Consider the following 26,602-nt stretch of genomic DNA (forward strand, 5'->3'; position numbering starts at 1 on the left):
AACTGACTGGTTAGTGGCAATTTAATAGCGGGTATTGTTGGCAAACTTTGAAAGACACCACAGTGGAAACGGCAGTGTCACCAGCAATAACAACCACACCAATGCATACACCGCGTCAACGCCATCATTCTGCAAATTGACAAAGAGCTTCACCGGGATACCCTGCGGGAAATAGGCGAACACCATCACAATGCCGAACTCGCCAATCACCCGACCCCAAGCGATAGCAAGCCCCGTTGCCAAGGCTCGCCGCGCCGACGGCAAGGTCACGCGGCAGAACGTTTCCCACCCTGTGCAGCCCAGACTGCGCGCCGCTTCTTCCAGTGTTCGAGGCACGCCTTCAAAGGCAGAAGTGGCCGATAACACGAAATACGCCAAGCCCCCATACACCTGAGCCAGCACGAACGCGCCGACGTTGTTCGACAGCGCGATCCCCAGGCGCGCCAGGCCTTCGCCCAGCGACCCGTAAGGTCCGAATGCCGACACGAGCAGAATGCCCATGGCCAGTGGCGGCGTGAGCAGGGCAACCAACACCATGCATTGAACCCCACGCTTCCAGATCGACCCGCTGCGCGCCAGCCAATAGGCCAATGGCAACCCAAGCCCAATCATCAGCAGCATCGACAGGCTGGTCAGGCCCAGTGAGGTGAAGATTGCCTGCCAGTCGCCGTAGGCCAACCGGGCGTCATGCCACGACGTCTCGTTGATCAATGTCAGGAACGGCACCGCCAGCACCGCGCAGGCCGGAACGCTCAACCAGGCGACCCGGCCTGGCGCCGGTCCATGGGCCGTCATGGGTGCAGCGCTTCGCCTTTAGGCTGGCCATATCCGTTTTGCGTGAACAGGGCCTGGCCTTGGCTGGATTGCAAATACGCGACGAAAGCCTCGCCACGTTTGTGGTCAGGGGCGTTCTTCAGGACGGCTGCGTAGAACACCAGTGGCTGCGGGCTGAGGGTTTGAGGCTGGCCCTTGCTGTCGGTCAGGTTCAGGCTGACGGTGTCGTACCAGCTTTTGGCAAATGTCGGGTTGCTGAGGTTGATCTCGTCCGGTAGCGCGACGTAAGGCAATTTGGCCGACAGCGTTGCGCTTTCGTAACCTGAAGCCGCATCCAGTTGGCCTGCTTGCAGGCGCGTCAGCAGGCCGCCTTCGCCGTAGACTTGCGCAGGGTTTTGTACGTCGCCGAGCACGGCATTGCTCAGGCCGGGCTGTTTATAGAACTTCTCAGCGAGCATCAGGCTGAAGATGATGTTCTGGCCCTGAGGATCGACACGGGCATCGGTGCGACCGAACTTGAGGCCAGGCGCTTTCAATACCTGCCACCACGGCGTCTTGGCACCGGGTTGATTGCTGGCCGCGAGGGCGGCGGCAAAGGTGCTTTTCGGGTTGTAGGCAATGACCATGCGGGTGCTGGCGACGGGTATCACTTCGTCCACGAGTCCGGCTTTTTGCAGAATTTCGACCGGGCCAGGGGTGATGGAGACGAATACGTCTGCCGTGGCTTTGCCCGACGCCAGCAGGCGCGCAAGCCCGTAGGCGCCTTCGCCCTGGCCCTGATAGTTGACGTGCTGTTGCGTGGCAAATGCGGGGCCGAGGAATTTGTCCATGACCACGCCCATCGATCCGGCGTAGGCCACCCGGAAATCGTCAGCAGCGAATGCCGACGACGCACCCGCCCACATCAGGCTGCTCAAGGCGACGGCCAGGCCCAATTGATGTCTCATACGGTTACCACCTCATCACGGTATGTAAAACTTTATACAGCGCGCGATGGTAGCCCAATGATTGCTCGCCGCGCTTGCGTGCGGCGATCCCTTCTCGCAGATTGGGAGTTGATCGCCTAAGGCTGTCCGTTGAGCGACATTAGATCGCCCTCAATGCTTGATCACCCAGATCCACAGCAACAGGTTCAGGAGCAGCGAGACGAGCGCGACCCCGCGCCAGACTTTCAATGGCTCGCGCTCCAGCAGGGGCTTGGGGCGAGCGTCCAGCAGGCTCAGTTCTCCTCGTTCAAGTTCCAACAGCCACTGTTCGGCGGTTTCGAAACGTTTGGCTGGGTCGGCTTGCAGAGCCTTGTCCAAGTGACGTTCGAGCCACTCGGGGGTGTCAGGACGATAACGGTTTGCCGGGACGGGCTGTCCGAAACGATGGCGCTGAAAGGCTTCGATTTCGCCGTGGGGGTAATGTCCGGTGAGCAGGAAATACAGCGTGACGCTGGCGGCGTACAGGTCCAGAGAAGGGGCCGGGGGCGCACCGTTGAAGGCTTCCGGGGCAATGAAACTCGGCGTGCCGGGCACATCGCCCGCGGCATCGACGGACAGGCCGGGACAGAACGCGAGGCCGAAATCCAGCACCCGCAGCTCGCCGTTCTCATCGATCAGCAGGTTTTCCGGTTTGATGTCGCGATGGAAAATATTGCGCCGATGCAGCAGGCCCAGGGCGCTTATCAAGTCCCGGGCGAGCGTGTGCCACTGCGCCCAGTCCATTGGGCCGTGTTGGGCAAAAGTGTGAGCGAGCGTCTGGCCGGAGTATTCGCGCATCACGTAATACAGGTGCTGCCGTTCGGGCAACGGATGCACGTCGGGAAAGAAGCGCCCGGCGACGCGCCGTACAAACCACTCCTCAAGCAACAGCGCCTGCGCGGCACCGTTTTCGTCCTGGCGGGAGGTGGGTAACGTTTTCAACAGCCAAGGGCGATCGTGCGCGTCCCTCAGCCGATACAAGAGCGACTGACGCGAGTCGCCCAATGCCGCTTCAACGCGCCAGCCCTCGAATGATTGCCCGGCACGCAGATTGGGTGGCAAAGGCCATTGTTGCAGCTGAATCAGCGCATCGCCCAGAGAGTCAGCTCCCAACTGGTCCACCTGAATCAACAGCGCGGTGGCGTTGTCCTGACTGCCCGCCAAATGCGCCGCCGTGACCAACGCATTGACTGCGGCATCCAGGTCATCCTGCTCGCTGAGTATCGAGCGGACAGTGCTGTCGCTCAACACCCCCCACACGCCGTCGCTGATCAGCAGCAGCCGCTCTCCCTGCCGCAGTTCACCGTCGAGGTAATCCATGACCACGTACTGATCCAGTCCCAACGCCCGTTTCAGCACATGCCGCATGTCCGGTTGTTCCCAGACGTGGTCCTCGCTGATCCGTTGCAGCGTGCCGTCGAGCCATCGATACACCCGACAATCGCCGATGTGGGCGAGGGTGAAACGACGTCCCCGCAGGACCAGTGCGCTGAGGGTGGTCAGCAGCCCGTTGGCTTGCAACCAGCGGTTCTGCGCCGACAGTAAGCGATCCAGGGCTTGCGCCACGCCCCAGGTTTCCGGCGTGGCGTAGTAATCCAGCGCCAGGGCCTGAAGCGTTGAGCGCGAGGCCAGCCCGCCATCGGTGCACTGACTGACGCCATCGGCCACTGCAAAGAGATAGCCCTTGCTGGCGGCCAGTGACGGAACCGGGGTCACCGTTCGCGTGGCGTCCTGATTCTCCGCACGAGGGCCGCAAGCGCTGAACTCGGCAAAGCGCAGTTGCAGGCCGGTGGGCACGGCGGGTGGCGGCATCGCGGGCTGATTCATCGTCCGTTCCTTTTAGCCCGTCAAACGCGCGCCGCCGTAACAGCTGCCGACCCCCAGGTGGTTCTCCAGCGGCGTTTGACATTCATCAGGCCGAACCAGGCGAGGACGCCCAACAGTGCGAACAGCCACAGGCCCAATTGGTAATCCCCGGTGTTCTGTTTGATCGCACCCAGGCCCGCTGCCAACAGAAAACCACCGATGCCACCCGCCATGCCGATCAAGCCGGTCATCACGCCGATCTCTTTGCGGAAACGTTGCGGCACCAGTTGGAACACCGCGCCGTTGCCTGCCCCGAGACCGAGCATGGCCGCGACGAACAGGCCCAGCGCTGCCCATGAGCTTGGCAGGTTGAAGCCCACTGCAGCGATGCAAATGGCTGCCACGGCGTACATGCCGGACAACGTGCGGATGCCGCCGAAACGGTCCGCCAGCGCGCCACCCAGCGGACGCATCAGGCTGCCACCGAACACGCAGGCGGCGGTGTAGTAACCGGCCGTGACCGGGCTCAGGCCGTACTGGTCGTTGAAGTAGCCGGGCAGGGCGCTGGCCAGGCCAATGAACCCGCCGAAAGTGACGCTGTAGAAAAACATGAACCACCAGCTGTCGCGGTCGCCCAGCGCCTTGAAATAGTCCGCCATGGCTTTGCGAGGTGGACGCTCTGGCGCATTGCGGGCCATGAACGAGAAGGCCACCAGCGTCAGCACCAGCGGTATGGCGGCAAAGCCAAACACGTTGCTCCAGCCGAAGCTCGCAGCCAATACCGGGGCGATCAGCGCCGCGAAAACGGTCCCGGAGTTGCCAGCGCCGGCGATGCCCATCGCCTTGCCTTGGTGTTGTGGCGGATACCACTGCGACGCCAGCGGCAGGGCGACGGCGAACGACGCGCCCGCCATGCCCAGCGCGATGCCGAGGAACAGCGCCTGTTCATAGCTGTGGATGCCCAGTTGCCAGGCACAGAGCAGGGCAACGATGACGATGACCTGGCCGATGATGCCTGCGGTCTTGGGCGACAGTTGATCCGCCAGCATGCCCATCAGGAAGCGCAGAATCGCCCCGGCGAGAATCGGCGTGGCGACCATGAGCCCGCGTTGCTGAGTGGTCAGGTGCAGATCAGCGGCGATCTGCACCGCCAACGGGCCGAGCAGATACCAGACCATGAAGCTCAGGTCGAAATAAAGAAACGCTGCGAACAGCGTGGGTTTGTGTCCGGCTTTCCAGAAGCTTGTCGTCATCTCACACCTCATCTGCGGAAATCGTCGCCGGTGCGCGTGTCGTTCGCACCGCTGCGGGGTTGGTTGCGGGAAAAGCGTGTCTGGCGCTTCACCGTTTTTTTTTGAGCCCAAACGAAAAAACGCCGCCACCCTGTCCGCGTTGTGCGAAGGGGTGAGCGACGTCTTTGTCGAGTGTGTGGGCAACCGCCGTTGGCTACCTGTGGGATTGACTTAGCAAGACGTGGGCCATCGCCTGTTCGGTCGATGTTTCGCGGGAATCGTGGCGGGCGTCGGAGGTTTTTGTTCCGCTTTGGTGCGCCGGCGAGGGTGTCGTGCCTCAGCTGTGATCATTCCGCAGGCTTTTGCGCCGTCCCGTGCAAAGTTCGCGACATGCCTCGCGCTGGCCCCCTGTGGACGTTTATAATCCGCGGCTGACTTCAGCCTCAAACGAGCCGCGCCCGCCCATGTATAACCTGGCCCGCCAGTTACTGTTCAAACTCTCCCCGGAAGCTTCCCACGACCTGTCCATCGACCTGATCGGCGCGGGAGGGCGTCTGGGGCTCAATGGCCTGTTCAACAAGGCGCCCGCGCGGTTGCCGGTGACGGTCATGGGCTTGCAGTTCCCGAACCCGGTGGGCCTGGCGGCCGGTCTGGACAAGAACGGTGCAGCCATCGACGGCTTCGCCCAGCTGGGTTTCGGTTTCGTCGAAATCGGCACCGTGACCCCGCGTCCGCAGCCCGGCAACCCGAAGCCAAGGATTTTCCGTCTGCCCCACGCTGAAGCCATCATCAACCGCATGGGCTTCAACAACCTGGGCGTCGACAACCTCGTCAGCCGCGTGCAGGCCGCCAAATACACCGGCGTACTGGGCATCAACATCGGCAAGAACTTCGATACGCCGGTCGAGCGCGCCGTGGACGATTACCTGATCTGTCTGGACAAGGTTTACGCCCACGCCAGTTACATCACCGTCAATGTAAGCTCGCCGAACACGCCGGGCCTGCGCAGCCTGCAATTCGGCGATTCCCTCAAGCAACTCCTCGAAGCGTTGCGCGTTCGCCAGGACGCACTGACCCAGATTCACGGCAAACGTGTGCCGTTGGCGATCAAGATCGCGCCGGACATGAGCGATGAAGAAACCGTGCTGGTGGCCCGTGCGCTGCTGGAGTCGGGCATGGACGCTGTGATCGCGACCAATACCACGCTGAGCCGTCAGGGTGTCGAAGGGCTGCCACATGGCGACGAGGCGGGCGGTCTGTCCGGCGCGCCGGTGCGCGAAAAGAGCACTCACATCGTCAAGGTGCTGGCCGGTGAGTTGGGCGGGAAGCTGCCGATCATCGCGGCGGGGGGGATCACCGAAGGCAAGCACGCCGCTGAAAAGATCGCGGCCGGTGCGAGTCTGGTGCAGGTCTATTCGGGCTTCATTTATAAAGGCCCGACGTTGATTCGCGAATCGGTGGACGCCATCGCGGCGATGACTCGCTAAGCATTCGGTACACAATGCGGCTTCAAATAAAGAGGGGCTCCGTAATGGAGCCCCTCTTGGGCCTGAGCCCGCCGCCCGGATGGGGCGTGCATGGTTAGGTGTTTAAGACGCAGATTGTCGATTCTTTCGAAGAAATTCTGATGAGTCGAAGTGTACCTTTGGTAATTTGAGTGTCAGCCGACCGCGTGAAGTTCGTTGAGTCTGTGTATACCCGCAGTGCCGGTCATACCGTCCCAGTTGTCGCCGCGTCCTTCCCGCCAGCCATTGATCCAGGCTTGGCGCACCGACGGTAGAGTAAATGGGCAAAGCTCACGGGATTTACCAGTTACGCCGTATTGATATCCGCGCGAAAAAGCTCTTTCCAACGGATCACGCTTAAGTCTTCTCATAGGGTGTTGCCCTCGTTTGTTGACTGTTATGTCCCTGGAGACCTCATGTCGAGGTCGGGCAGAATCTTCTGCCTTTGCATGCCCGCTGCCGGCGTCGCGGGCGATGGTGCCCTCGTCGTTGCGACGAAGGCCTGAGGTGAGTTCTAACCAATGGTTCGGATGCTGTGAATGACCGTTTTGTCATAAGAACGTAACCATTGAGGCGTTAAGACCATAAGCACTGAATCGTTTCGAGTGTGTTTTTTTCGCGAAGCCCCCTGAACCGAGGGGCTTGATGAAATTTGCGACTCATTCTCATGGACAGCTGATGGCTGTTTGACGTCAGATTTAAAACGACGAAGGGTCAAGGATGTGACTTTTTATTACTGCCGTCGTCGGGCTGAATAGCGGTTTTTTAAGAACAAACATGCTTGTTGGACGTTCTGACGGGCATAACTGCCGTACTCGAAATCATTCGACGCGGCGGAGCGGCACAACCGTGTGCCACCCGGACGTCTCCACGAAAGACGTCTGTTGAATCGGGCCGGACGATGCGTTGTCCCGCCACATAGCCGAAGGCTCTGGAAATCTCATGTCGGACCAATACGAACTCTTCCTCACCTGTCCCAAAGGTCTTGAGGGCCTGCTCGCCGAGGAAGCCACCGCACTTGGCCTCCAGGACACCCGCGAACACACCTCGACGATTCGGGGCAGCGCCGACATGGAAACCGCCTACCGGCTGTGCCTGTGGTCGCGTCTGGCCAACCGCGTGCTGCTGGTCCTCAAACGCTTCCCGATGAAAGATGCCGAAGATCTGTACCACGGCGTGCATGACATCGAATGGGCCGACCATCTGGAACCGGATGGCACCCTGGCCGTGGAATTCAGTGGGCATGGTTCGGGCATCGACAATACCCACTTCGGCGCGTTGAAGGTCAAGGACGCCATCGTCGACCGCCTGCGCACCCCGGAAGGCCTGCGTCCGTCGATCGACAAACTCAACCCTGACCTGCGCGTCCACCTGCGGCTGGACCGTGGCGAAGCGATTCTTTCGTTGGACCTGTCCGGCCACAGCCTGCACCAGCGCGGCTATCGCTTGCAGCAGGGCGCGGCGCCGCTGAAGGAAAACCTCGCGGCGGCCATTCTCATTCGTTCCGGCTGGCCGCGTATTGCGGCGGACGGCGGCGCGCTGGCCGACCCCATGTGCGGCGTGGGGACCTTCCTGGTCGAAGCGGCAATGATCGCTGCCGATATTGCACCGAACCTCAAGCGTGAGCGTTGGGGTTTTTCCGCGTGGCTGGGCCATGTCCCGGCGTTGTGGCGCAAGCTGCATGACGAAGCCCAGGCCCGCGCCGAGGCCGGTCTGGCCAAGCCGCCGCTGTGGATTCGCGGCTACGAAGCCGATCCTCGACTGATCCAGCCGGGTCGCAACAACGTCGAGCGCGCCGGACTGTCGGACTGGATCAAGATTTATCAAGGCGAAGTCGCGACCTTCGAGCCGCGTCCGGACCAGAATCAAAAAGGGCTGGTGATCTGCAACCCGCCGTATGGCGAACGTCTGGGCGACGAAGCGAGCCTGCTGTACCTCTACCAGAATCTGGGCGAGCGTCTGCGTCAGGCCTGTCTGAACTGGGAAGCGGCCGTGTTCACCGGCGCGCCGGACCTGGGCAAGCGCATGGGCATCCGCAGCCACAAGCAATACGCGTTCTGGAACGGCGCCTTGCCGTGCAAGCTGCTGCTGATCAAGGTGTTGCCGGATCAGTTCGTCACCGGCGAGCGTCGCACCCCCGAGCAGCGTCAGGCCGAGCGCGAACAGGCGGCCTACGACCAGACCCCGGATGAGCCGCAAGAGCGTAAATTCAACAAGAACGGCAACCCGATCAAACCGGCGCCAGCGCCCGCGCCGGTGATCGAGCAGCCACGCCTGAGCGAAGGCGGGCAGATGTTCGCCAATCGCCTGCAAAAGAACCTCAAGGCCATGGGCAAGTGGGTCAAGCGCGAAGGCATCGACTGCTACCGCGTGTACGACGCCGATATGCCCGAGTACGCGATGGCTATCGACCTGTACCACGACTGGGTCCACGTCCAGGAATACGCCGCGCCGAAGTCCATCGACCCGGATAAGGCGTCGATCCGCATGTTCGATGCCTTGGCGGCCATTCCCCAAGCGTTGAACATCGATAAGAGCCGCGTCATCGTCAAACGCCGTGAGCGTCAGAGTGGGACCAGGCAGTACGAGCGTCAGAGCGCCCAAGGCAAGTTCAACGAGGTTAACGAAGGCGGCGTCAAGCTGTTGGTCAACCTGACCGACTACCTCGACACCGGTCTGTTCCTCGATCACCGCCCGATGCGGATGCGCATCCAGCGCGAATCGGCGGGCAAGCGTTTCCTGAACCTGTTCTGCTACACCGCGACTGCCAGCGTGCATGCGGCCAAAGGCGGCGCGCGCAGTACCACCAGCGTCGACCTGTCAAAAACCTACCTGGACTGGGCGCGCCGCAACCTGTCGCTCAACGGCTTTTCTGACAAGAACCGTCTGGAACAGGGCGACGTGATGGCCTGGCTGGAAGCGAGTCGCGACGAATACGACCTGATCTTCATCGACCCGCCGACCTTCTCCAACTCCAAGCGCATGGAAGGGGTGTTCGACGTGCAGCGCGATCAGGTGCAACTGATTGACCTGGCGATGGCGCGTCTGGCCAGCGGCGGCGTGCTGTATTTTTCCAACAACTTCCGCAAGTTCCAGCTGGAAGAAAACCTCGCCGAACGGTACGCGGTCGAGGAAATCACTCAGCAAACCATCGATCCGGACTTCACGCGAAACGGCAAGATCCACCGCGCCTGGAAGATCACCGCGCGCTGAATCGATACCGCATCGGCTCCGGCACCCGCTGCAACGGCGGGCATCCGGGGTCGCGAGATGCTGACGGACACGCAGCACTAGGCAAACTAATGGCGAATAGCTATAAGTTAACTCTGGCCACGTGCCACGGCAGCACGTGGCGCCATGAGTTCAGCCTATGTCGTCTAACCGGTCCAGCGCGAAGATCCTTGGCTTCATTAATGAAGACACGTCGTCGTGGGCGGTTGCCGGGCTTGTTTTCTCTGCCGGTGCCGTACTGACCGCGCTCCTGGCGTTGGCCAACGTCGAGGTGTATCAGCGTCAGTTGCGTCAACGCTTCGACTTGCTGGCCGCCGAGCGAGTGAGCCGCATTCAGGACCGTTTAGAGGGGCAACTGCGACGACTGGACAGCCTGCGCCGGTTCTTCGTGTACTCCGATGACGTTTCCGAAGAGGAGTACAACGGCTTCGCCCGCCCTCTGTTGACCTTCACCCAAGCGTATTCATGGGCGCCCAAAGTCCTGGACAGTGATCGCGAGGCGTTTGAGAAGAGCGCTCGGGATGCCGGGGTGCGCAACTATTCCATTCGAGAGTTGGATGGGGGCAGCAGCTTGGCGGTCGCGAACAGGCGCCCGGTTTATTACCCGGTGCGTTTCTCTCAAAGCCGAAGTACCCTCGAATTGCCGTTGGGTTTTGACGTGAATTCCGAGCGTGTGCGGCAGGAGACCCTTGAGCGGGCGATCTGGACCGGCGAAATGGCTGCTTCACCGCACATGAACCTGGTAGGTCTCGAAACGGAAAACAGCAAAGGCATCCTGCTAGTGGCCCCCGTTCAGTCCCGCCCGCACCCCGAAACCTCTTCGCTGGGGGCATTGCAGGGATTTTTGGTAGCGGTCATCAGCCTTCATAAAATGATGACTGAAGGCTTGCCGTTGAGTGCCGAAGACAACCTGAACCTCAGGCTCGAAGACATCACGGGAGCGCCGGAATCCGACGTGCTGTATCAGTCAGCCGCCAACGCAGCGGTCAGCGACCTCTCCATCACCAAAACCCTGAATTTTGCGGGCCGCATCTATCAGTTGAAAGTGCGACCGACCTCCGTCTTCATCGGTGCCAACCCTTCGTCCAACGACAGCCTGGTGATCCTCGGCGCGCTGCTCAGTTTCATGCTGAGTGCCTTGCTGTACGTGCTGATCAGCCAGCGTCAGCGCGCCTTGCGGATGGTGGAGCAAAGCACGACGCAGCTGCGCCAGCGCGAACAGCAACTGCGCACCGCCCACAGTCAGTTACGCAATGTGCTGGACGCGGCCACCCAGGTGGCAATCATTGCCACGGACATGAACGGCCTGATCACCACCTTCAACATCGGCGCCGAAAAAATGCTCGGTTACGACAGCTCGGACATCTGCGGCGTCCGGACCTTGTGTGAGCTGCACCTGCCTTCCGAGCTGGCGGCCCATGTCAATGAATTGAGCCAGCGCTATGACCGGGTGGTCGACACCGTGGAAGTCATGCTGATCGAAGCGGTGCAAGAGCACGGCCATCAGGCCAATGACTGGACGCTGGTGCGCCATGACGGCAGCCATTTGCAGGTCAACATGCAGGTCAGCCCGGTCCTCGACGAGCACGATCAATGGATCGGCTACCTGGCCGTGTGCCTGGACATCACCGAGCGCAAACGGGTAGAGGAAGAACTGCGCACGATGTCCGTGACGGATGCGCTGACGGGCGTCTACAACCGGCGTTATTTTCAGGAGCGTCTACAGGCCGAGGTGTTCCGTGTCGAACAGTACGGTGGCATGTTCTCCGTGGTCATGCTGGACATCGACCACTTTAAGGCCATCAACGATCAACTGGGCCATGCCGTGGGCGATCATGTGCTGCAAGCCATCTGCGAGCGGTTGTGTCATCGGTTGCGGCGCAGTGACGTCTTTTGCCGGCTTGGTGGGGAAGAATTCATGGTCCTGTGCCCCGACACCGATAGCGATCAGGCCTACGGGTTGGCGGTGGAGCTGTGGTCCGCCCTGCGCACGCAGCCAGTCGATGGCGTGGGACGGGTTACCGCAAGTTTCGGCATTGCCAGCTGGCGCGAAGGCGAGGGCGCCGACGCGCTGCTGTTGAGGGCGGATTCCGGGGTGTATGCCGCGAAGATGGCGGGGCGCGACCGGATACAGCCGGAGTCGAGCTGATCCGCTGCTTTTGATCCTGCTCGTAGGCTCCCGTGGGAGCTGAATCACACCGCTGAACCTGTAGGAGCGAATTCATTCGCGAGGCATTCGTACATCCGAAGCATGTGTGCCGAATGTACGATTTTTCGCGAATGAATTCGCTCCCACAGGAACAGTGGCATCCCGGATTATTGCGGATGGCACAACCTTGCTTTACGCACTCAGGGTCGGTGGTAACTCCATCAGCTTGTCCAGGGTGATCGGCAAATCACGAATCCGCTTGCCGGTGGCATGGGCCACGGCATTCGCCACCGCAGCGGCCAGGCCCGTGATGCCGATCTCGCCAATCCCCCGTGCCCCGAACTCGTTCAGTTCATAGTCCGGGTAGTCGAGCAGAATCACGTCGATCTCCGGCTGGTCCGCATGCACCGGCACCACGTACTCGGCGTAGTTGTTGTTCACCGGCATGCCGTTGCGCTCATCGAAGTCCGTGCCTTCGAACAGCGCCATGCCGACGCCCATCACAATCGCTCCTTCGACCTGATTGAGCGCAGTCTTGTGGTTGATCACCTTGCCGACGTCGATCGCACTGACGACCCGCGCCACACGCAAGCGGGAAATCCCCGGGTCCCAACGCACCTCGACGAAGTGCACCCCGAACGATCGAAACGAATGCTTGCTGGTGTCATTCATGCCGGTCTTGGCCTCGCCAAAGGCGCTGGATTGTTTCTGTGCCTTGAGCACGTCAGCAATCGCGAAGGTCTTGTCGCCGCTCTTCAACTGACCCTGCTCGAAGCTGACCTGATCGGCCTTGGCCCCGGCAAACACGCCTTTCGGCGCCGTGGAGAGGGCCTTCAATTGCTCGACCGCCTGACGCGTCGCTTCGGCAATCGCGGGGAGCACGCTGGCCGTTGCCCAGGAACCGCCGGACACCGGGGCAGGCGGGAACGACGAGTTGCCCAATTCGACCTCGATCTTGTCCAGCGGGATGCCCGTGATGCTGCTCACCACCTGCGCGACGATGGTGTAGGTGCCGGTGCCGATGTCCTGCACGCCGCAGATCGCATAGGCCGTGCCGTCGGCGCGCAACGACACTTGCGCCTCCGCAGGCGTGCGGTAGGCGTCCCAGTTACAAGCCGCCATGCCGTAGCCGATGATCTCGTGACCGTCTTTCATCGAGCCCGGCTTCGGATCGCGCTTGCTCCAGCCAAAGCGCTCGCCGGCCTGATCGATGCACGCCTGCAAATGGTTGCTCGACCACGGCAAGTTCTGGCTTTCGTCGCGTTCGGAGACATTCAGCTTGCGGAACGCCAGCGGGTCCATGCCGATTTTGTCGGCCATCTCGTCCATCGCCGACTCCAGCGCGAACAGACCCGGCGCGGCCCCCGGCGCACGCATCGATGTCGGCGTGCCGCGATTGACCTCAATGATCTTGTGGCTGGTCAGCACGTTGGCGCAGCTGTAGAGGCTTTTGGTCGAGGTCCCGCAGTTTTCCTTGTATGGGTCGGTAAACGACGTGGTGTTGATCGATTCGTGACGCACCGACACCAACTTGCCCTTGTCATCCGTGGCGAGGCGCAGGCGTTGACGGGTTTCCGGCCGGTGGCCAGTGGTGGTGAACATCTGCTCGCGGGGCACGACCAGTTGCACCGGGCGATTGAGCACTTTCGCCGCGCCACTGGCGGCGACGGAGTGGGGCCAGATCCACAGCTTGCTGCCGAAGCCCGAGCCAATGAACGGCGCACGGACTTCGACCTTTTCCGGGATCAGACCGAAGATTTTCGCCAGCGAATTGCGATGCGCAACGACGCCCTGGCTGGCTTCGTAAACGATCAACCGGCCGTCTTCCCAACTGGCGACGGTCGCGTGCATTTCCATCGGGTTGTGGGTTTCGACGGGAGTGGTGTAGGTCGCATCAATGCTGTGGGCGGCGCTGTCGAATGCCGCACCCGCGTCGCCACGACTGTGGCCGGGGCTGCCGTCCTGCAGCTTGCCCGCCTTCATGCCCTGTTCGAGGTTGGCCACGGCGTCGCTCTTGCTGTAGCTGACCTTGACCTTATAGGCCGCGGCTCTTGCGTGTTCGAAGGTGTCGGCCACCACCAGCGCGACGAACTGCCCGGCGTAGTAAACCGTGTCGTCTTCGAACGGCAGACGGCTTTCATCGGACTTGGCGGCCTTGAGGATCTGCGCGAACGACATCGGCAATGTCGAGTTGTGGTACAGCTCAGGGAAATTGCCATGGTGAAAGATGTCCAGCACGCCGGGGGATTGGCGCGCGGCGTCCAGGTCCAGCCCGGTCACCTTGCCACTGGCAATGGTGCTGAACACGCCGTAGCCGTAGGCCATGTTTTTCAGGTGATGGTCAGAGGCATACATCGCGGTGCCGGTGACCTTGCGTCGGCCGTCGATGCGCCGGGGCGCCGCGCCGATCATGTTTGAATCCGTCATGTCTCGATCCTCCCGATCAGGCCGTCAGCGTGCTGAGGTTGCGCACGATCGCCTGCTGCCCGAGGGCAATCTTGTAGGCGTTGTGGCGGTACGGTTTGGCGCCCTGCAACGCAAGGGCGGCGGCTTTTTCCATGTTCTGCGGGGTCAACGTCGCGCCTTTCAAGGCGCGCTCCGCTTCCTGGGCACGCCACGGCTTGGTGCCGACGCCGCCCATCGCGATGCGCGCTTCACGCACGGTGTTGCCATCCATCACCAGAATCACCGCGCTGGAGGCGAGGGCGAACTGGTACGAAGCACGGTCACGCAATTTCAGGTAACCGGACTTGCTGTTCGCCAGCGGCGCATCCAGCACCACGTGGGTGATCAACTCGTCATCCTGCAAGGCGTGCTCTTTCCACGGGGTCGAACCCGGCAGCAAATGGAAGTCGAGAAAGTCGACGCTGCGTGAACCCTTCGGCCCTTGCACCTCGACCTTCGCGCCAATCGCCGCCATCGCCACGCACATGTCCGACGGGTGGGTCGCGATGCATTGATCGCTGGTGCCCAGCACCGCGTGCACGCTGCGGTTATGGCCGTCGATGGCGGCACAGCCCGAACCCGGTTCGCGTTTATTGCAGGCCGAATGGCCGTCGCGGAAGTAATTGCAGCGCACCCGCTGCATGACGTTGCCCGCCGTGGTGGCCTTGTTGCGCAACTGCGTGGTGGCGCCGGATAGCAACGCCTGGGACAGCACCGGGTAGTGCTCAAGAATGTAAGGGTGGTGGGCGAGGGCGGTGTTGGTCACCAACGCGCCGACGCGCACGCTGCCGTCTTTCTGCACCTCGACCTGCTTGAGGGACAGGTGATTGACGTCGATGACCTGGTCGGCGGGCATCACGTCCAGCTTCACCAGGTCCAGCAGGGTGGTGCCGCCCGCGAGAAAGAAGGCGGTCTGGCTTTTCGAGTGGGCCGCCACGGCCTGCTCAACGCTGCTGGCGCGCACATAATCGAGGGCTCTCATCAGGTCACCTCCTGCAATTTGATCCGCGCACTTTGAATGGCCGCCAGGATGTTCTTGTAGGCGCCACATCGGCAGATATTGCCGCTCATGGCTTCGCGCACGCTGTGGTCGTCGCTGCCAATGTTTTTGTCTTGCAACACCGCCACGGCGCTCATGATCTGGCCGCTGGTGCAGTAACCGCACTGGTAGGCGTCGTGTTCCCAGAACGCTTCCTGCACCGGGTGCAGTTTGCCGTCCTTCGCCAGACCTTCGACGGTGGTGATCTCGTCGCCTTCGTGCATGGCCGCCAGCGACAAGCACGAATTGATGGCCGTGCCGTTGACGTGAACGGTGCACGCACCGCACTGGCCGTGGTCGCAGCCTTTCTTGGTGCCGGTCAGCTGCAGGCGATCACGCAGTACGTCCAGCAATGCGGCATTGGCCGGGAGGTTGAGCGTGTGGGCCTGGCCGTTGACCTTGAGAGTCATGCGCCGTTCGTCTTTGGCGGGCGGATCGACGTCGTCGGCCACGGCGGCCTGGGCTTCGAGGGCTTGGGTCCACATCGGAGCCGTGGCTGCCGCGAGGCCGGACACGCCAATGGATTTCAGGAAATTTCGTCGCGACGGCACGGTGAAGGCCGTGAGGTCGGACACAGGTTCTTTGTGATCAGGCTGATCGGTCATGGACAGGTTCCTCGTCAGCATTGAGTCAGGCCCGGCGCTGACGGTTGAGCAGCGAACGGGCATCTGCGGCAGTGAAAGCGTCAAGTCACCCACGATAAACAATGAGCGAACCGAGCATTCATTCGAATAACTGCATGCACTGTTGAAGATTTCTCGCCAATCCCCCGACGTACTCGTTGCGTTCGGCATCGACGTCTTGCGGAGAAAGCGTTGCCACTGGGGGGAGCAGCATCACCCCAGAGTTAATGACCTGAGGCAATGGGGTTGGTTGCGGATAATTGGCAAGGATTTAGACAGGCGAGAACCTCGAAAGGTCAGCAGTCGAAAGACGATCATATGATGTAGGTCGATCTGACCGGCGTGCGCGGAAAATCTTTCATTTCAACGGTTGGCTGCCGATATAGAACTGAGACTCAGGCAACTGTCACGTGAAATGTCGTGAAATCGCGTTTTTTTCGTCGTTTATAGGCAGCTGGAACGAATATGGCGCTTGCATCCCTCAGTCAGACCCCATGAAGATAGCTCAGTCCCACGCTGGCAATGGAGCGCCTATGAATTCCCACGTCACGAATCCCGTTCAGCGCTCGCCGGCGACCGAGGAAACAGCGTGTCTGGCAGATGATGTTTCGGAAAATGCGACATCGATGATCGACGAAAACTCTCTCGAAGCAGTGCTGAAAGCTGCGACCAGCGCGACCCCCGGATTGAGCTGGGCCGCCTACCGTGCCAACCGGCACATGCATTTGTTGGGGCAGGGCGATGCCGCGACCGAGTGGCCGTCACTCATTCCCCGTGAAGGCTTCGACGCTTTCTGTCGTGATCATGGATTACACCGCTGGGTGACCGGGCATGGCGAAAGCCCGCTGGGCTGGTTACTGACCCCCGAACGCGAGTCGAGCAATCCGTTTTTACTGGCCCTGGCAAGCAAACTGGGACTGCGGTTGCAGACCGATGCTCTGACTCGGGCCCAAGCCACTCAACGGGTGCTGTACGAAATCACCTATCTGGCCAGTTCGACCCGTGACCGCCCGGCGTTTCTGCAAGGCGTGCACCGGCAGCTGTCGACCCTGATCGACGCCGAGAACTTCTATCTGGCGTTGTACGAAGGCCACAGCGGCAAGATCACCTATCCCTATTACATCGACATCACCGATGTCGACGCGCTGGAAGCCGAGACCCAGGAGTTTCTCGATCCGGAACGGCTGTCCATGACCGGTTATGTGCTGACCACCGAGCAGCCGTTGTTTGTAGACGCGGCCGGAATCGAACGCGCCCAGTCTCAGGAGCGGTTTTACTGCGTCGGGCATCGGCCCGAATTCTGGATGGGGGCGCCGCTGAAGAACGCTTCCGACGACGTGTTCGGCATGCTGGCGATGCAAGTCTACGACCTGTCACGGGTCTACAGCGTCGAGGATCAAGAGCTGTTTCTGGTGGTCGCGCGTCACGTGGCCATGGCGCTGGACCGCATCCTGCACCGTGCGCACCTGGAAGAAACCGTGGTGCGCCGCACGCTGGAGCTGTCGCGGCTCAACGACGCCCTGCGCAATGAAGTCGCCGACCGCGAGCGGGCCGAGCATTTGCAGAGCGCGCTGTTCCAGATCACCGAATTGTCCAGTCAGCCGGGGGACATGACCGACCTGTTCAAGAGCCTGCACGGGATTGTCGGCGAACTGCTGTTTGCCCTGAACTTCTACATTGCGCTCTACGACGACGCCACGGACGAGGTGACCTTTCCGTACTACGTCGACGAACGGCTGACCCGCCGCCCGGACCCCCGTCGCGGCGAGCGCGGTTTCACTGAGTACGTGATTCGCCAGCGTCGCCCGTGCCTGATCGACAGTGCCGAGGCGCGACGTCTGGAAGGCAATGGCGAAATCACGATTCAGAACGAGATCAATCGCTCCTGTTCCTGGCTGGGCATTCCGCTGTTTGACGGCGACACCGTGCGCGGCGTGCTGGCGGTGCAGAGTTATTCGCCCCATGTCAGCTATTCGCTGCGTGATCAGGATTTGCTGACGTTCGTCTCGCGACACATCGACACGGCGCTGTCCCGTCGTAGCGCGGCGGAGGCCATTCACACGGCCAACGTACGACTGGAAGCCCGGGTGCAGGACCGCACCCGAGAGCTGGACTACGCCAACGCCAAGTTGCAGCACGAAAACGCTCACGATTCCCTGACCGGGTTGCCTAATCGCAGCCACTTGCAGCACCGTCTGCAAGGCGCGTGGCAGGATTTTTGCGCTCACGGTCAGGACCTCGCGGTTATGTTCATCGACCTGGATCGCTTCAAAATGGTCAACGACAGCCTTGGGCATCATTCGGGGGATCTGTTGCTGATTCAAGCGGCTGACCGGCTGCGCAGTTGCATGCGCGAGAGTGACCTGCTGGCGCGCTTGGGTGGCGATGAGTTTGCGGTACTGGCCTACTCCGCGCCGCCTGACGTCACGGTGGCGATTGCCGAGCGCATCCTGCTGGCATTCGATGTGCCGTTCTACATCGACGGACATGCGGTGTTTTCGTCGTGCAGCATTGGGGTGGTCGGCGCTGATCTGCAATTCCACAAAGAGCCGGCCGACCTGTTGCGAGATGCCGACACGGCGATGTACCGGGTCAAGAACGCCGGGCGCGACAGTTACGCCGTGTTCAACCAGGAAGTGCGGCGCGAGGTGTCCGACCAGATGGAGCAGGAGGGTGCGTTGCGTAACGCCCTCAAGCGCACTGACGAATTGCTGCCGTATTTTCAGCCGATCATCGACGTTGCCACGGGCAAAATTCTGGCGTTGGAAGCGCTCATCCGCTGGCGTCAGGCCGATGGCCGAGTGATCGCGCCGGGGCTGTTCCTGCCCGCGCTGGAAGGCCTGCGCCTGATTGGACGGCTGGACTATTACATGCTGCAACAGGTGGTGGCGATGTTGGCGCAGCCCAGTCATGCCCATTGGCCGACCGTGCACGTCAACTGTTCGAGCTACAGCATCAGCCGACCGGAATTCGCTGGCGAAGTGCTGGGGCTGCTCGCGCAACATGGCGTGGCGCCGTCGCGCATCTGTCTGGAATTGACCGAAGGGGCGCTGGTGGCCGAACCGGAACTGGCGCGTCAGGCCATGAAGCACTTGGCGGACAACGGCGTCTCGACGGTGCTTGACGACTTCGGCGCGGGATTCTCGTCGCTCAGTTACGTGCACCAGTACCATTTCAGCGGCCTGAAGATCGACAAGTCCTTCACCCTCGAACTGACCACCAGCTCCCGCAGCCGCGCCATCGTCCGCGCCATCGTGCGCATGGCCGAATCGCTGGGGCTGACGGTGGTCGCCGAGGGGGTAGAAGACGCCGATACGTTGCAATTGCTGCGTGAAATGGGGGCAGGGCAGGCGCAGGGGTATTACTTCTCGATGCCAGTGCCACAGGAGAAACTGGATTTGAGTGAGTTGCTCTGACCCATAGGTTCATGACCCCTGCGGCCGCTCAGCAGTCCGGCTTGCCGGCGGTGACTCTGTAATATCGCCACCGTTGGCAAGCCATGCAGATACGAGGATGGCACACAGTTAACCCAGGCTTTCCAGCTCAATACGCCCTTGCTAGACTCGCGCCCATGTCCGAATCCGATCCCGATAACCGTCCAGCCTTTCCCGACTACGCCTTTTGCCCGGTGATCACCGCGCTGGAGGTGATCGGCGAGCGCTGGGTGATCCTCATCCTGCGCGACCTGCTGCGTAACCCCTCGCGACGTTTTCAGGATTTGCAGGACTCGCTCAAGGGGTGCGCCCCGAGCACGCTGTCCACCCGGCTCAAGGCCCTGGAAGCCAACGGTCTGATCGAGCGTCGTCTGTACGAGCAGCATCCGCCGCGGCTCGAATACCTGCTGACCGCCAAGGGCCGGGAAGTCGGGCCCGTGGTGGCCTCCCTGCGTGACTGGGGCCTGCGTTTGCAGGACCAACAGCCGCCGCGCTGAGCGGCCAGAGCGGCGAAGGCCTGCCGTTCCCGGCAAGGCAGCGCCGACATTGCCGCTTCCTTCGAAACCTTCTATCCCTTGCACCCCGCGTAGGGCGGGCCTTTCAGCATATGTATCAGCATGTGGCATTGCTTTTGCTGCTGTCGAGGGTGCATCGATAACCTGATAAGGAGGTGAAAGATGATCATTGATAACAGTACGATCCAGCACTTCGTGTCGAAGGCCGTGGCTCACACGCACTACGACACGACAGACAAGGATGCGTACACCGCTGCGACGGCCAGCGCTTCCGCGCCGGTTGCCGCACTGGCGGGCAGTACCGACAGCTCCACCCAAAGCAGCGCGGATCAGGGCTACAACGAGTCTTTCGCCAAAATGATGGTGAACCTCAAAGCCTCCCTGGCCAACGCCACGTCCAAGGTGTCGGATGAAGACAAAGCGGCTGCGGCAGCTGCGTTCGCGGCCACCGGTGACAAACAGATCGCGTCGACGGACAGCGTGAGCAAAACCGTCGATACCGAAATGGCGGCGGTCGATAACAGCGACACCAGCACCAGTAGCAGTTCTTCGGCCAAGGCCGATTTCCTGGCGTACATGAACCAGACCGATGCCGAGAAGGTGCGTCAGCAGCTGACCGGCGTGAGCAAGGAACAGTACGACGCCATGACGCCGGAGCAACAAGCGGCGGTGGACAAGAAAGTGGCTGACCTGCAGAAACAGAAAACCGAGCTGCAAACCGCTGAGCAAGAGGTCAAGGCCAAGATCGCCATGGCGAAGGCGGAAATGGCCTGAGTCTTGGGTGTTGGCGGAGTGGGGGATGAATGAAGAAGGGGCAGCGGTGATCACCGGCTGCCCCTTTTTTTGATTGAACCTCAGCCAATTCGCGGCGAATTCAGTGGTGTCTTCCTACATCTCCCGTCTCCGATAAGTTGAATCGCGTAGTCCATCGAATGCGAAGGGTTGCGGTATAGTCCTGCCTATGTTCAGTCAACCGCCTCTACTCAAGGAGTGAGTCATGTCTCGATTCAATGCACAGATAGTGTCCATGGCTGCCGAGCGTGAAGCTCAGCGCGTCAAGAAAGCTTTCCTGCAACTCGTGCAAGCAGATCTGACGGACAGGCCCGATGACATCAAGCCGATTCCAGCGTCATTGCTCTCCCGAATGGAGCGTCTGAGAGCGAAGGCGAACGCCAACCGCGAGAACGATCACCTGTTGGAGGGGTGATCCATGCAGGCAGGGACGACAGTAATCAATGGTTGGGCGCTCTTCGGCCATCCGCTTTTTCTGAACCGCCTCAAATCACTGATTGAAGAGGTTGAGTCGCTTGTCGACCGCGACCCCAGCGGATTTCACCATCATCCCCACTACAAATTTTTCGAGAAGGTCGACACTTCCGTTCGAGAGCGTGTTCCCGAGAACCCGGCTGCGCAGGGGTACGTACTAGGGAATACCTTGGGAAAAGACTGCCGTCATTGGCGCAGGGTCAAATCAGGGCTTCCTCATCGCTACCGACTGTTCTTTCAATTCAGGAACGACGCCTCACGTCGAATCGTTTATGCATGGCTGAACGACGAAACAACGTTACGTAAGGATGGCGCGAGAACAGATGTCTACGCCACATTCAAAGCTTTGTTGCGCAACGGCGGCATGCCTAAGACCTTTGCGGACCTGCTGGACGTTTCGGACCCGGTATTTTGGCGGGCGTGAGTTCAAGACGTAAAAACCGGCATTACGCCGGTTTTTTTCGCATGTTAGAAAAGGGTGGTGCGTCAAACCACCTGATCCCGATACGGCAAATCCGGCCCCACCCGCGTGCACGTCACCGCCGCCGCAGCCACGGCGAAATTGAGCATGTCGGTCAGCGTCTCGCGGCTCAATCCTGGCAGGCTCGCCGGGGTGTCGAGGTGACGTTCGGTCAGAAAGGTAATGAGCGCGGCCTGGAAGGTGTCACCGGCGCCGACGGTATCCGCCGTCTTGACGTCGCGGGCCGGGACGGACCAGTGGCCGAGCTCGCGGGTGAAGACGGTGGCGCCTTGACGGCCACGGGTCATGATCACCAGTTGGCAGTTGTGTTGCAGCCAGCCCTTGGCCTCGGTTTCCGCGTCGGTGTCGGGGTAGAGCAGATGCAGGTCTTCGTCGCTGACTTTGATGATGTGCGCGTGCTCGGCGAATTGGGCCACCTGGGTACGCCACAGCTCGATGCTCGGTGCCGGGTTCAAGCGCACGTTGGGGTCGAAGGTGATCAGGCGCTGGCCGCTTTCGCGTCGCACCAATGCCAGCAGCGTATCGGCTACCGGCTGGACGACCAACGAGAATGATCCCACGTGCAAGCCGCGAACGCTGGTGTCCAGCACCGGGAGTTGATCGGTCGTCAGCAAGCGGTCGGCGCAGCCTTCACCCCGGAAGCTGTATTGCGGCGAGCCATCGGCGCCCACTGCGACCATCGACAGGGTGGTCGGGGCGTCGAAATGAATCAGAAAATCATCCCGCACGCCTTCTTCTTTCAGTACCGCCGCCAGGCGTTTGCCCAGATAGTCCGTGGAAATACCGGCGAAGAAACCGGCGTCCACGCCCAATCGACGCAGGCCGACTGCGACGTTGAACGGCGAGCCGCCCGCGATGGCCTGGTAGCCGATTTTGTTGAGTTGGGCGCTGTCCGGCTGACTGAAAAAGTCGAACAGTGCTTCGCCACAGACCAGATACATAGGTGCTCCATTAAGGGCAGTCGTCAGATGCCCTGCAATTGATTGCGGTAGTGCTGATAAACCGTATGGTACGCGGCCACGTGTTCAGGCAGCGGTTTCGTTTCACTGCTGGCGTCGAGGCTGACGCAACGTTCGCACAGCGCCTGCAATGCCTCGTTGCCGCCGCTGGCGTGTGAATGGCACCAGGCGGCCTGAATCGCCGCGCCCAGGGCGGCCGCTTCAGTGCCGGTGGTGCAGACGACCGGGGTGTCCATGATGTCGGCGACGATCTGCCGCCAGATCGCGCTTTTCGCGCCGCCGCCGATCAGCCGGATGTTGGCGCTTTTGATCCCGCTCTCACGCAACAGATCCAGCCCGTAACGCAGGCCGAAGGTGGTGCCCTCGACCACGGCGCGGCACAGGTTGGCCTGGGTCAGGTTGGTGCTGTCCAGTCCGAGGATGCTGCCGGTGGCGTGGGGCAGGGCGGGAACGCGTTCGCCGTTGAGGAACGGCAGCATCAGCACGCCTTGGGCACCGATGGGCGACGAGGCGATGGCGGCGTTGAACGCACCGATGTCCAACGCGAACAGCTCGCGGATGGCGCTGGTAGCGTTGGTCAGGTTCATGGTGCAGATCAGCGGCAGCCAGCCGCCGGACGACGAACAGAAGGTCGCGACCGAAGGCTGTGCGCTGACGTTGCCCGCATCAGCGAAGGCATAAACGGTGCCAGACGAACCGAGGCTCATGGTGATCGAACCCGGCGTGATGTTGCCGGTGCCGATGGCGCCCATCATGTTGTCACCGCCACCGCTGGAAACGATGGCCTCAGGGTTGAGGCCCAGACGTTCGGCGATGGCGGGCAGGATCTTGCCCACGGGTTCATGGGCGTCGAGCAGGGTCGGCAGCGCCTTGACCAACCGGCCCGTCTGGTCGATGTGGTTGAGGATGTCGACGTCCCATTCTCGGGTGCGCACGTTGAAATAGCCGGTGCCGGATGCGTCGCCGAATTCGCTGCAGCAGCGCCCGGTCAGCCAGTAATTGAGGAAGTCGTGGGGCAGCAGGATCTTGTCGATCCGGGCGAACAGTTCCGGGAACTGCTCTTTGGTCCAGAGCAGCTTGGAAACGGTGTAGCCCGGCGCGATGGCGATGCCCAGGCGTTCCAGTGAGCCGGATTCGCCCCCCAGATACTCCAGCAGACGATCGTTCTCGGGCGCCGATTCGGTATCGCACCAGAGCTTGGCCGGGCGCAACACGTGGCCCAGTTCGTCGATCATCACCAGGCCGTGTTGCTGGCCGGACACCCCGATGCCTTGAATTTCGGCACCGCTGATCCCCGCTTGCGCCAACGCCGCAGCCGTTGCCTCTTCGAAGGCGGTCAGCCATTCCTGCACGTCCTGTTCACGACGCCCGTTGGCGCCGCTGATCATGTGGTGCGCGCCTGAGCCTTCGCCCAGAACCTTGCCGCTGGCCGCATCAAGCACGATGGCCTTGGTGCCTTGGGTGCCGCAATCGATGCCGAGAAACATGTTCACCTCTTTACCTCTGACGCTCAGAGGGTTTTCGCCAACAGGTTTTCCAGGGTTTTGCTGACACCGAGCTGCTTCAGGCTGTTCAGGTTTTTCTCGAACGAGGCCACGAATTCAGCGGATTTCGGAATCGCTGCGCCGAAGATTTCCTCGACTTCCAGCAGGCGTTGCGTCACCAGCACGTCATCGGCCACCAGCGCTTTGCAGAAGTCAGCGCGTGGATCGACAACCTTGTACTCGACGCCGTTTTCACCCTTGAAATCGCCGGTTCTGTTGCCTTGCAGGTACAAGGCCCAGGCAGCCACCACGAGAGAGGCGCGGTCCATGTTGCCGTTGTCGACGATCAGGCGGTTGATGGTTGGCACCGTGAATTTCGGGAATTTCGATGAGCCATCCGAGCACACACGCTCCAGTTGGTCAGCGATGGCCTGATTGGAAAAACGGTCGATCAGCGTCTGTTTGTAATTGGTCAGATCGATGCCAGGCACGGGCGCGAGTTGCGGCGTGACGTCCAGGTCCATGTAAGTGCGGATGTAGTCGACAAACAGCGGGTCGTTCATGGTTTCGTGAACGAAGCGGTAGCCTTTCAGCGCGCCGAGGTAGGTCAGGGCCAAATGGCTACCGTTAAGCAGCTTGATCTTCATTTCTTCGTACGGCGTAACGTCGTCGGTGAACTGCACGCCGACTTTTTCCCACGCCGGACGGCCGTTGACGAATTTGTCTTCCAGCACCCACTGCACGAACGGTTCGCAGACCACCGGCCAGGCGTCATCAATCCCTTTTGCATCGTGCAATTGCAGGCGGTGGGCGGTGCTGGTCATCGGCGTGATGCGGTCAACCATGGCGTTGGGGAAGCTGACATTGTTGGCGATCCAGTCGTGCAGCTCGGCGTCGCGCAGTTTGGCGAAGGCCAGCAGCGCCTTGCGGGTCACGGCGCCGTTGTGCGGCAGGTTATCGCACGACATCAGGGTGAACGCAGGCGTGCCCTCGGCGCGGCGTTTGGCCAGCGCGGCGCACAGATAGCCGAACACAGTTTTCGGTGTGGCGGGATGCGCGAGGTCGTGCTGGATCTGCGGCAGGTGGCTCATGAACTCGCCGGTGCTGTCGTCGATGCAATAGCCGCCTTCGGTGATGGTCAGCGAGACGATGCGAATCTCGGGGCTGGCGAGCTTGTCGATCAGCGCGAGGTCATTGTCGGTGGACATCAGCATCTGGCTCATGGCGCCGATGATGCGGGTCTCTGTGTCGGGCGTGTCGCCCAGTTCGAACAGGGTGTAGAGGAAGTCCTGGTCTTTGAGCGCTTCGAAGTTGTTACGGTCTTCTTCACGCAGGCTGACGCCGCAGATGGCCCAGTCCAGACCTTCGCCGCTTTGGTCCTTGGCACCGAGAGACATCAGAGCGTCGGTGTAGAACGCCTGATGCGCGCGGTGAAAGCCACCGACGCCAATGTGGGCGATGCCCTGACGGCGGTCTTCGAGGGCGTAGGCGGGCAGATTTATGCCAACACCCAGGTTCGACAGGTTCTGTTTGTTCAGTTTCATGACTGCATTCCCGATTCTGTGAGGGCCGCCGGCTTAGGCAGCGGCCTGCAAGGCTTTACGGATGACCTGGCCCTGTGCGTCGAACAGGTGGCAGTGGGCGCTGTCCAGGTGCAGGTTCAGGGTTTCGCCGTACTGGCTGGCGAGGTCCCCGCGAATGCGCATGGTCAGCGCTTCGCCGGACTGCGTGCGGACGTGGCAATAGGTGTCGCTGCCCAGGCGTTCGCTGACGTCGGCGACGACTTGCAACTGGCAGTCACCCGCATTGGCCAGCTCCAGATGCTCCGGACGAATGCCCAGGGTCACGGCGTCGCCAACACTTTGTTGCGCATTGGTGAAGGGCAGATTGATCTTGGTGCCGGCGTCCAGAGTGACTTCACAGCCGCTGGCATCCACGCGACTGACTTTGCCTTTGAGGAAGCCCATTTTCGGCGTGCCGAGGAAGCCTGCCACGAACAGGTTCGCCGGGTGGTGATACAGCTCAAGAGGGGAGCCGACCTGTTCCACGCGGCCGCCGTTCAGCACGACCACCTTGTCAGCCAGGGTCATGGCTTCGACCTGATCGTGGGTCACGTAGATCATGGTCGCTTCCAGCTCTTTGTGCAGGCGCGAGAGCTCCAGACGGGTCTGCACGCGCAGCGCGGCGTCGAGGTTGGACAGCGGTTCGTCAAACAGGAAGATTTTCGGGTTGCGCACGATGGCGCGACCGATGGCCACACGCTGACGCTGGCCGCCCGACAGTTGCTTGGGTTTGCGTTCCAGCAGCGGGCCGAGTTCCAGAATGCGTGCAGCTTCGGCGACTTTCTTCTCGACTTCGGCTTTTGGCGTACCCGCCAGGTCCAGCGCGAAAGAGAGGTTTTTGCCCACGGTCATGTGCGGGTACAGGGCGTAAGTCTGGAACACCATCGCCAGGTCGCGCTTGGCCGGGGTGACTTGGGTGATCTCGCGGCCATCGAGTTCGATGCTGCCGCTGGTGACGTCTTCGAGGCCAGCGATCAGGCGCAGCAGCGTGGATTTGCCGCAGCCCGACGGGCCGACGAACACCACGAATTCGCGGTCTTTGACGTCCAGGTCGATGCCTTTGATGATCTGGTGGCCGTCGAAGCCTTTTTGTAGATTTCTGATTGTCAGGTTAGCCATGTGGGGCTCCAGT

At 61.3% G+C, this 26,602-nt stretch carries 20 protein-coding genes; 8 read left to right on the forward strand and 12 right to left on the reverse strand.

What is annotated here, in order from left to right; genetic code table 11:
- Positions 1–21: 21 nt before the first annotated feature.
- The 4 genes from ACIQAL_RS14980 to ACIQAL_RS14995 form a co-directional block, all read right to left on the reverse strand.
- Entirely contained in the window at positions 22–795 is a 774-nt protein-coding gene (locus tag ACIQAL_RS14980) for a molybdate ABC transporter permease subunit (RefSeq protein ID WP_401146635.1), read from the reverse strand.
- Positions 792–1,721 carry an extracellular solute-binding protein gene (locus ACIQAL_RS14985; RefSeq protein ID WP_401146637.1) on the reverse strand — a complete coding sequence of 310 codons (930 nt, stop codon included), beginning with the start codon at positions 1,719–1,721 and terminating at the stop codon, positions 792–794. The genes ACIQAL_RS14980 and ACIQAL_RS14985 overlap by 4 nt, the downstream gene beginning before the upstream one ends.
- Positions 1,722–1,871: 150 nt before the next feature.
- The gene (locus ACIQAL_RS14990) at positions 1,872–3,566 is read right to left on the reverse strand and encodes a protein phosphatase 2C domain-containing protein (RefSeq protein ID WP_401146639.1); all 1,695 of its coding nucleotides are present in this window, start codon (positions 3,564–3,566) and stop codon (positions 1,872–1,874) included.
- A gap of 20 nt (positions 3,567–3,586) precedes the next feature.
- Positions 3,587–4,798 (reverse strand): nitrate/nitrite transporter, encoded by a 1,212-nt coding sequence (locus ACIQAL_RS14995; protein ID WP_401146641.1) that lies wholly within the window; start codon positions 4,796–4,798, stop codon positions 3,587–3,589.
- Positions 4,799–5,241: 443 nt separating this feature from the next.
- Between ACIQAL_RS14995 and ACIQAL_RS15000 the strand changes: the two genes are divergently transcribed.
- Positions 5,242–6,264: a quinone-dependent dihydroorotate dehydrogenase gene (locus tag ACIQAL_RS15000; protein WP_401146642.1), complete on the forward strand. Its 1,023-nt coding sequence runs from the start codon at positions 5,242–5,244 to the stop codon at positions 6,262–6,264.
- Between the two features lie 173 nt (positions 6,265–6,437).
- Here ACIQAL_RS15000 and rmf read toward each other — a convergent pair whose 3' ends face one another.
- Positions 6,438–6,653, reverse strand: coding sequence for a ribosome modulation factor (rmf, locus tag ACIQAL_RS15005; RefSeq protein WP_010223328.1), 216 nt, complete (start codon positions 6,651–6,653; stop codon positions 6,438–6,440).
- Between the two features lie 571 nt (positions 6,654–7,224).
- On the opposite strand from rmf, the gene rlmKL reads away from it, so the two are divergent.
- Positions 7,225–9,495, forward strand: a complete 2,271-nt coding sequence (gene rlmKL, locus ACIQAL_RS15010; RefSeq protein WP_401146646.1) for a bifunctional 23S rRNA (guanine(2069)-N(7))-methyltransferase RlmK/23S rRNA (guanine(2445)-N(2))-methyltransferase RlmL — start codon at positions 7,225–7,227, stop codon at positions 9,493–9,495.
- Positions 9,496–9,652: 157 nt separating this feature from the next.
- Positions 9,653–11,662: a diguanylate cyclase gene (locus ACIQAL_RS15015; protein ID WP_401146649.1), complete on the forward strand. Its 2,010-nt coding sequence runs from the start codon at positions 9,653–9,655 to the stop codon at positions 11,660–11,662.
- A gap of 192 nt (positions 11,663–11,854) precedes the next feature.
- On the opposite strand, the gene ACIQAL_RS15020 is transcribed toward ACIQAL_RS15015, so the two are convergent.
- From ACIQAL_RS15020 to ACIQAL_RS15030, 3 genes are read right to left on the reverse strand one after another with little or no spacing between them, the layout of a single operon-like run.
- Positions 11,855–14,089 carry a xanthine dehydrogenase family protein molybdopterin-binding subunit gene (locus ACIQAL_RS15020; RefSeq protein WP_401146651.1) on the reverse strand — a complete coding sequence of 745 codons (2,235 nt, stop codon included), beginning with the start codon at positions 14,087–14,089 and terminating at the stop codon, positions 11,855–11,857.
- 16 nt (positions 14,090–14,105) lie between these two features.
- Positions 14,106–15,089, reverse strand: a complete 984-nt coding sequence (locus tag ACIQAL_RS15025; RefSeq protein WP_401146654.1) for an FAD binding domain-containing protein — start codon at positions 15,087–15,089, stop codon at positions 14,106–14,108.
- Positions 15,089–15,751 carry a (2Fe-2S)-binding protein gene (locus ACIQAL_RS15030; protein WP_166595499.1) on the reverse strand — a complete coding sequence of 221 codons (663 nt, stop codon included), beginning with the start codon at positions 15,749–15,751 and terminating at the stop codon, positions 15,089–15,091. The genes ACIQAL_RS15025 and ACIQAL_RS15030 overlap by 1 nt, the downstream gene beginning before the upstream one ends.
- A 644-nt stretch (positions 15,752–16,395) precedes the next feature.
- Here ACIQAL_RS15030 and ACIQAL_RS15035 point away from each other — a divergent pair.
- The 5 genes from ACIQAL_RS15035 to ACIQAL_RS15055 all read left to right on the forward strand — a co-directional run bounded on the left by ACIQAL_RS15035 (position 16,396) and on the right by ACIQAL_RS15055 (position 21,408).
- Complete coding sequence (locus tag ACIQAL_RS15035) at positions 16,396–19,185, forward strand: EAL domain-containing protein (protein WP_401146656.1); 2,790 nt, start codon at positions 16,396–16,398, stop codon at positions 19,183–19,185.
- 155 nt (positions 19,186–19,340) lie between these two features.
- On the forward strand, positions 19,341–19,700 hold the full coding sequence (locus ACIQAL_RS15040; RefSeq protein WP_401146658.1) for a winged helix-turn-helix transcriptional regulator: 360 nt from the start codon (positions 19,341–19,343) through the stop codon (positions 19,698–19,700).
- Between the two features lie 180 nt (positions 19,701–19,880).
- Positions 19,881–20,492 (forward strand): hypothetical protein, encoded by a 612-nt coding sequence (locus tag ACIQAL_RS15045; protein ID WP_401146661.1) that lies wholly within the window; start codon positions 19,881–19,883, stop codon positions 20,490–20,492.
- A gap of 223 nt (positions 20,493–20,715) precedes the next feature.
- Positions 20,716–20,925, forward strand: coding sequence for a hypothetical protein (locus ACIQAL_RS15050; protein ID WP_401146664.1), 210 nt, complete (start codon positions 20,716–20,718; stop codon positions 20,923–20,925).
- A gap of 3 nt (positions 20,926–20,928) precedes the next feature.
- Positions 20,929–21,408, forward strand: a complete 480-nt coding sequence (locus ACIQAL_RS15055; protein WP_401146666.1) for a type II toxin-antitoxin system YhaV family toxin — start codon at positions 20,929–20,931, stop codon at positions 21,406–21,408.
- A gap of 62 nt (positions 21,409–21,470) precedes the next feature.
- Here ACIQAL_RS15055 and ACIQAL_RS15060 read toward each other — a convergent pair whose 3' ends face one another.
- From ACIQAL_RS15060 to ACIQAL_RS15075, 4 genes are read right to left on the reverse strand one after another with little or no spacing between them, the layout of a single operon-like run.
- The gene (locus ACIQAL_RS15060; RefSeq protein ID WP_401146668.1) at positions 21,471–22,406 is read right to left on the reverse strand and encodes a carbohydrate kinase; all 936 of its coding nucleotides are present in this window, start codon (positions 22,404–22,406) and stop codon (positions 21,471–21,473) included.
- Between the two features lie 23 nt (positions 22,407–22,429).
- Positions 22,430–23,911, reverse strand: coding sequence for a xylulokinase (gene xylB, locus ACIQAL_RS15065; RefSeq protein ID WP_401146671.1), 1,482 nt, complete (start codon positions 23,909–23,911; stop codon positions 22,430–22,432).
- Positions 23,912–23,934: 23 nt separating this feature from the next.
- Positions 23,935–25,452, reverse strand: a complete 1,518-nt coding sequence (locus ACIQAL_RS15070; RefSeq protein WP_401146672.1) for a mannitol dehydrogenase family protein — start codon at positions 25,450–25,452, stop codon at positions 23,935–23,937.
- Positions 25,453–25,485: 33 nt separating this feature from the next.
- Positions 25,486–26,589: an ABC transporter ATP-binding protein gene (locus tag ACIQAL_RS15075; RefSeq protein WP_166595509.1), complete on the reverse strand. Its 1,104-nt coding sequence runs from the start codon at positions 26,587–26,589 to the stop codon at positions 25,486–25,488.
- Positions 26,590–26,602 lie beyond the last annotated feature (13 nt).

It is taken from the genome of Pseudomonas sp. NPDC088368 (genome assembly GCF_044753445.1).
GTDB classification, from domain to species: domain Bacteria; phylum Pseudomonadota; class Gammaproteobacteria; order Pseudomonadales; family Pseudomonadaceae; genus Aquipseudomonas; species Aquipseudomonas bambusae.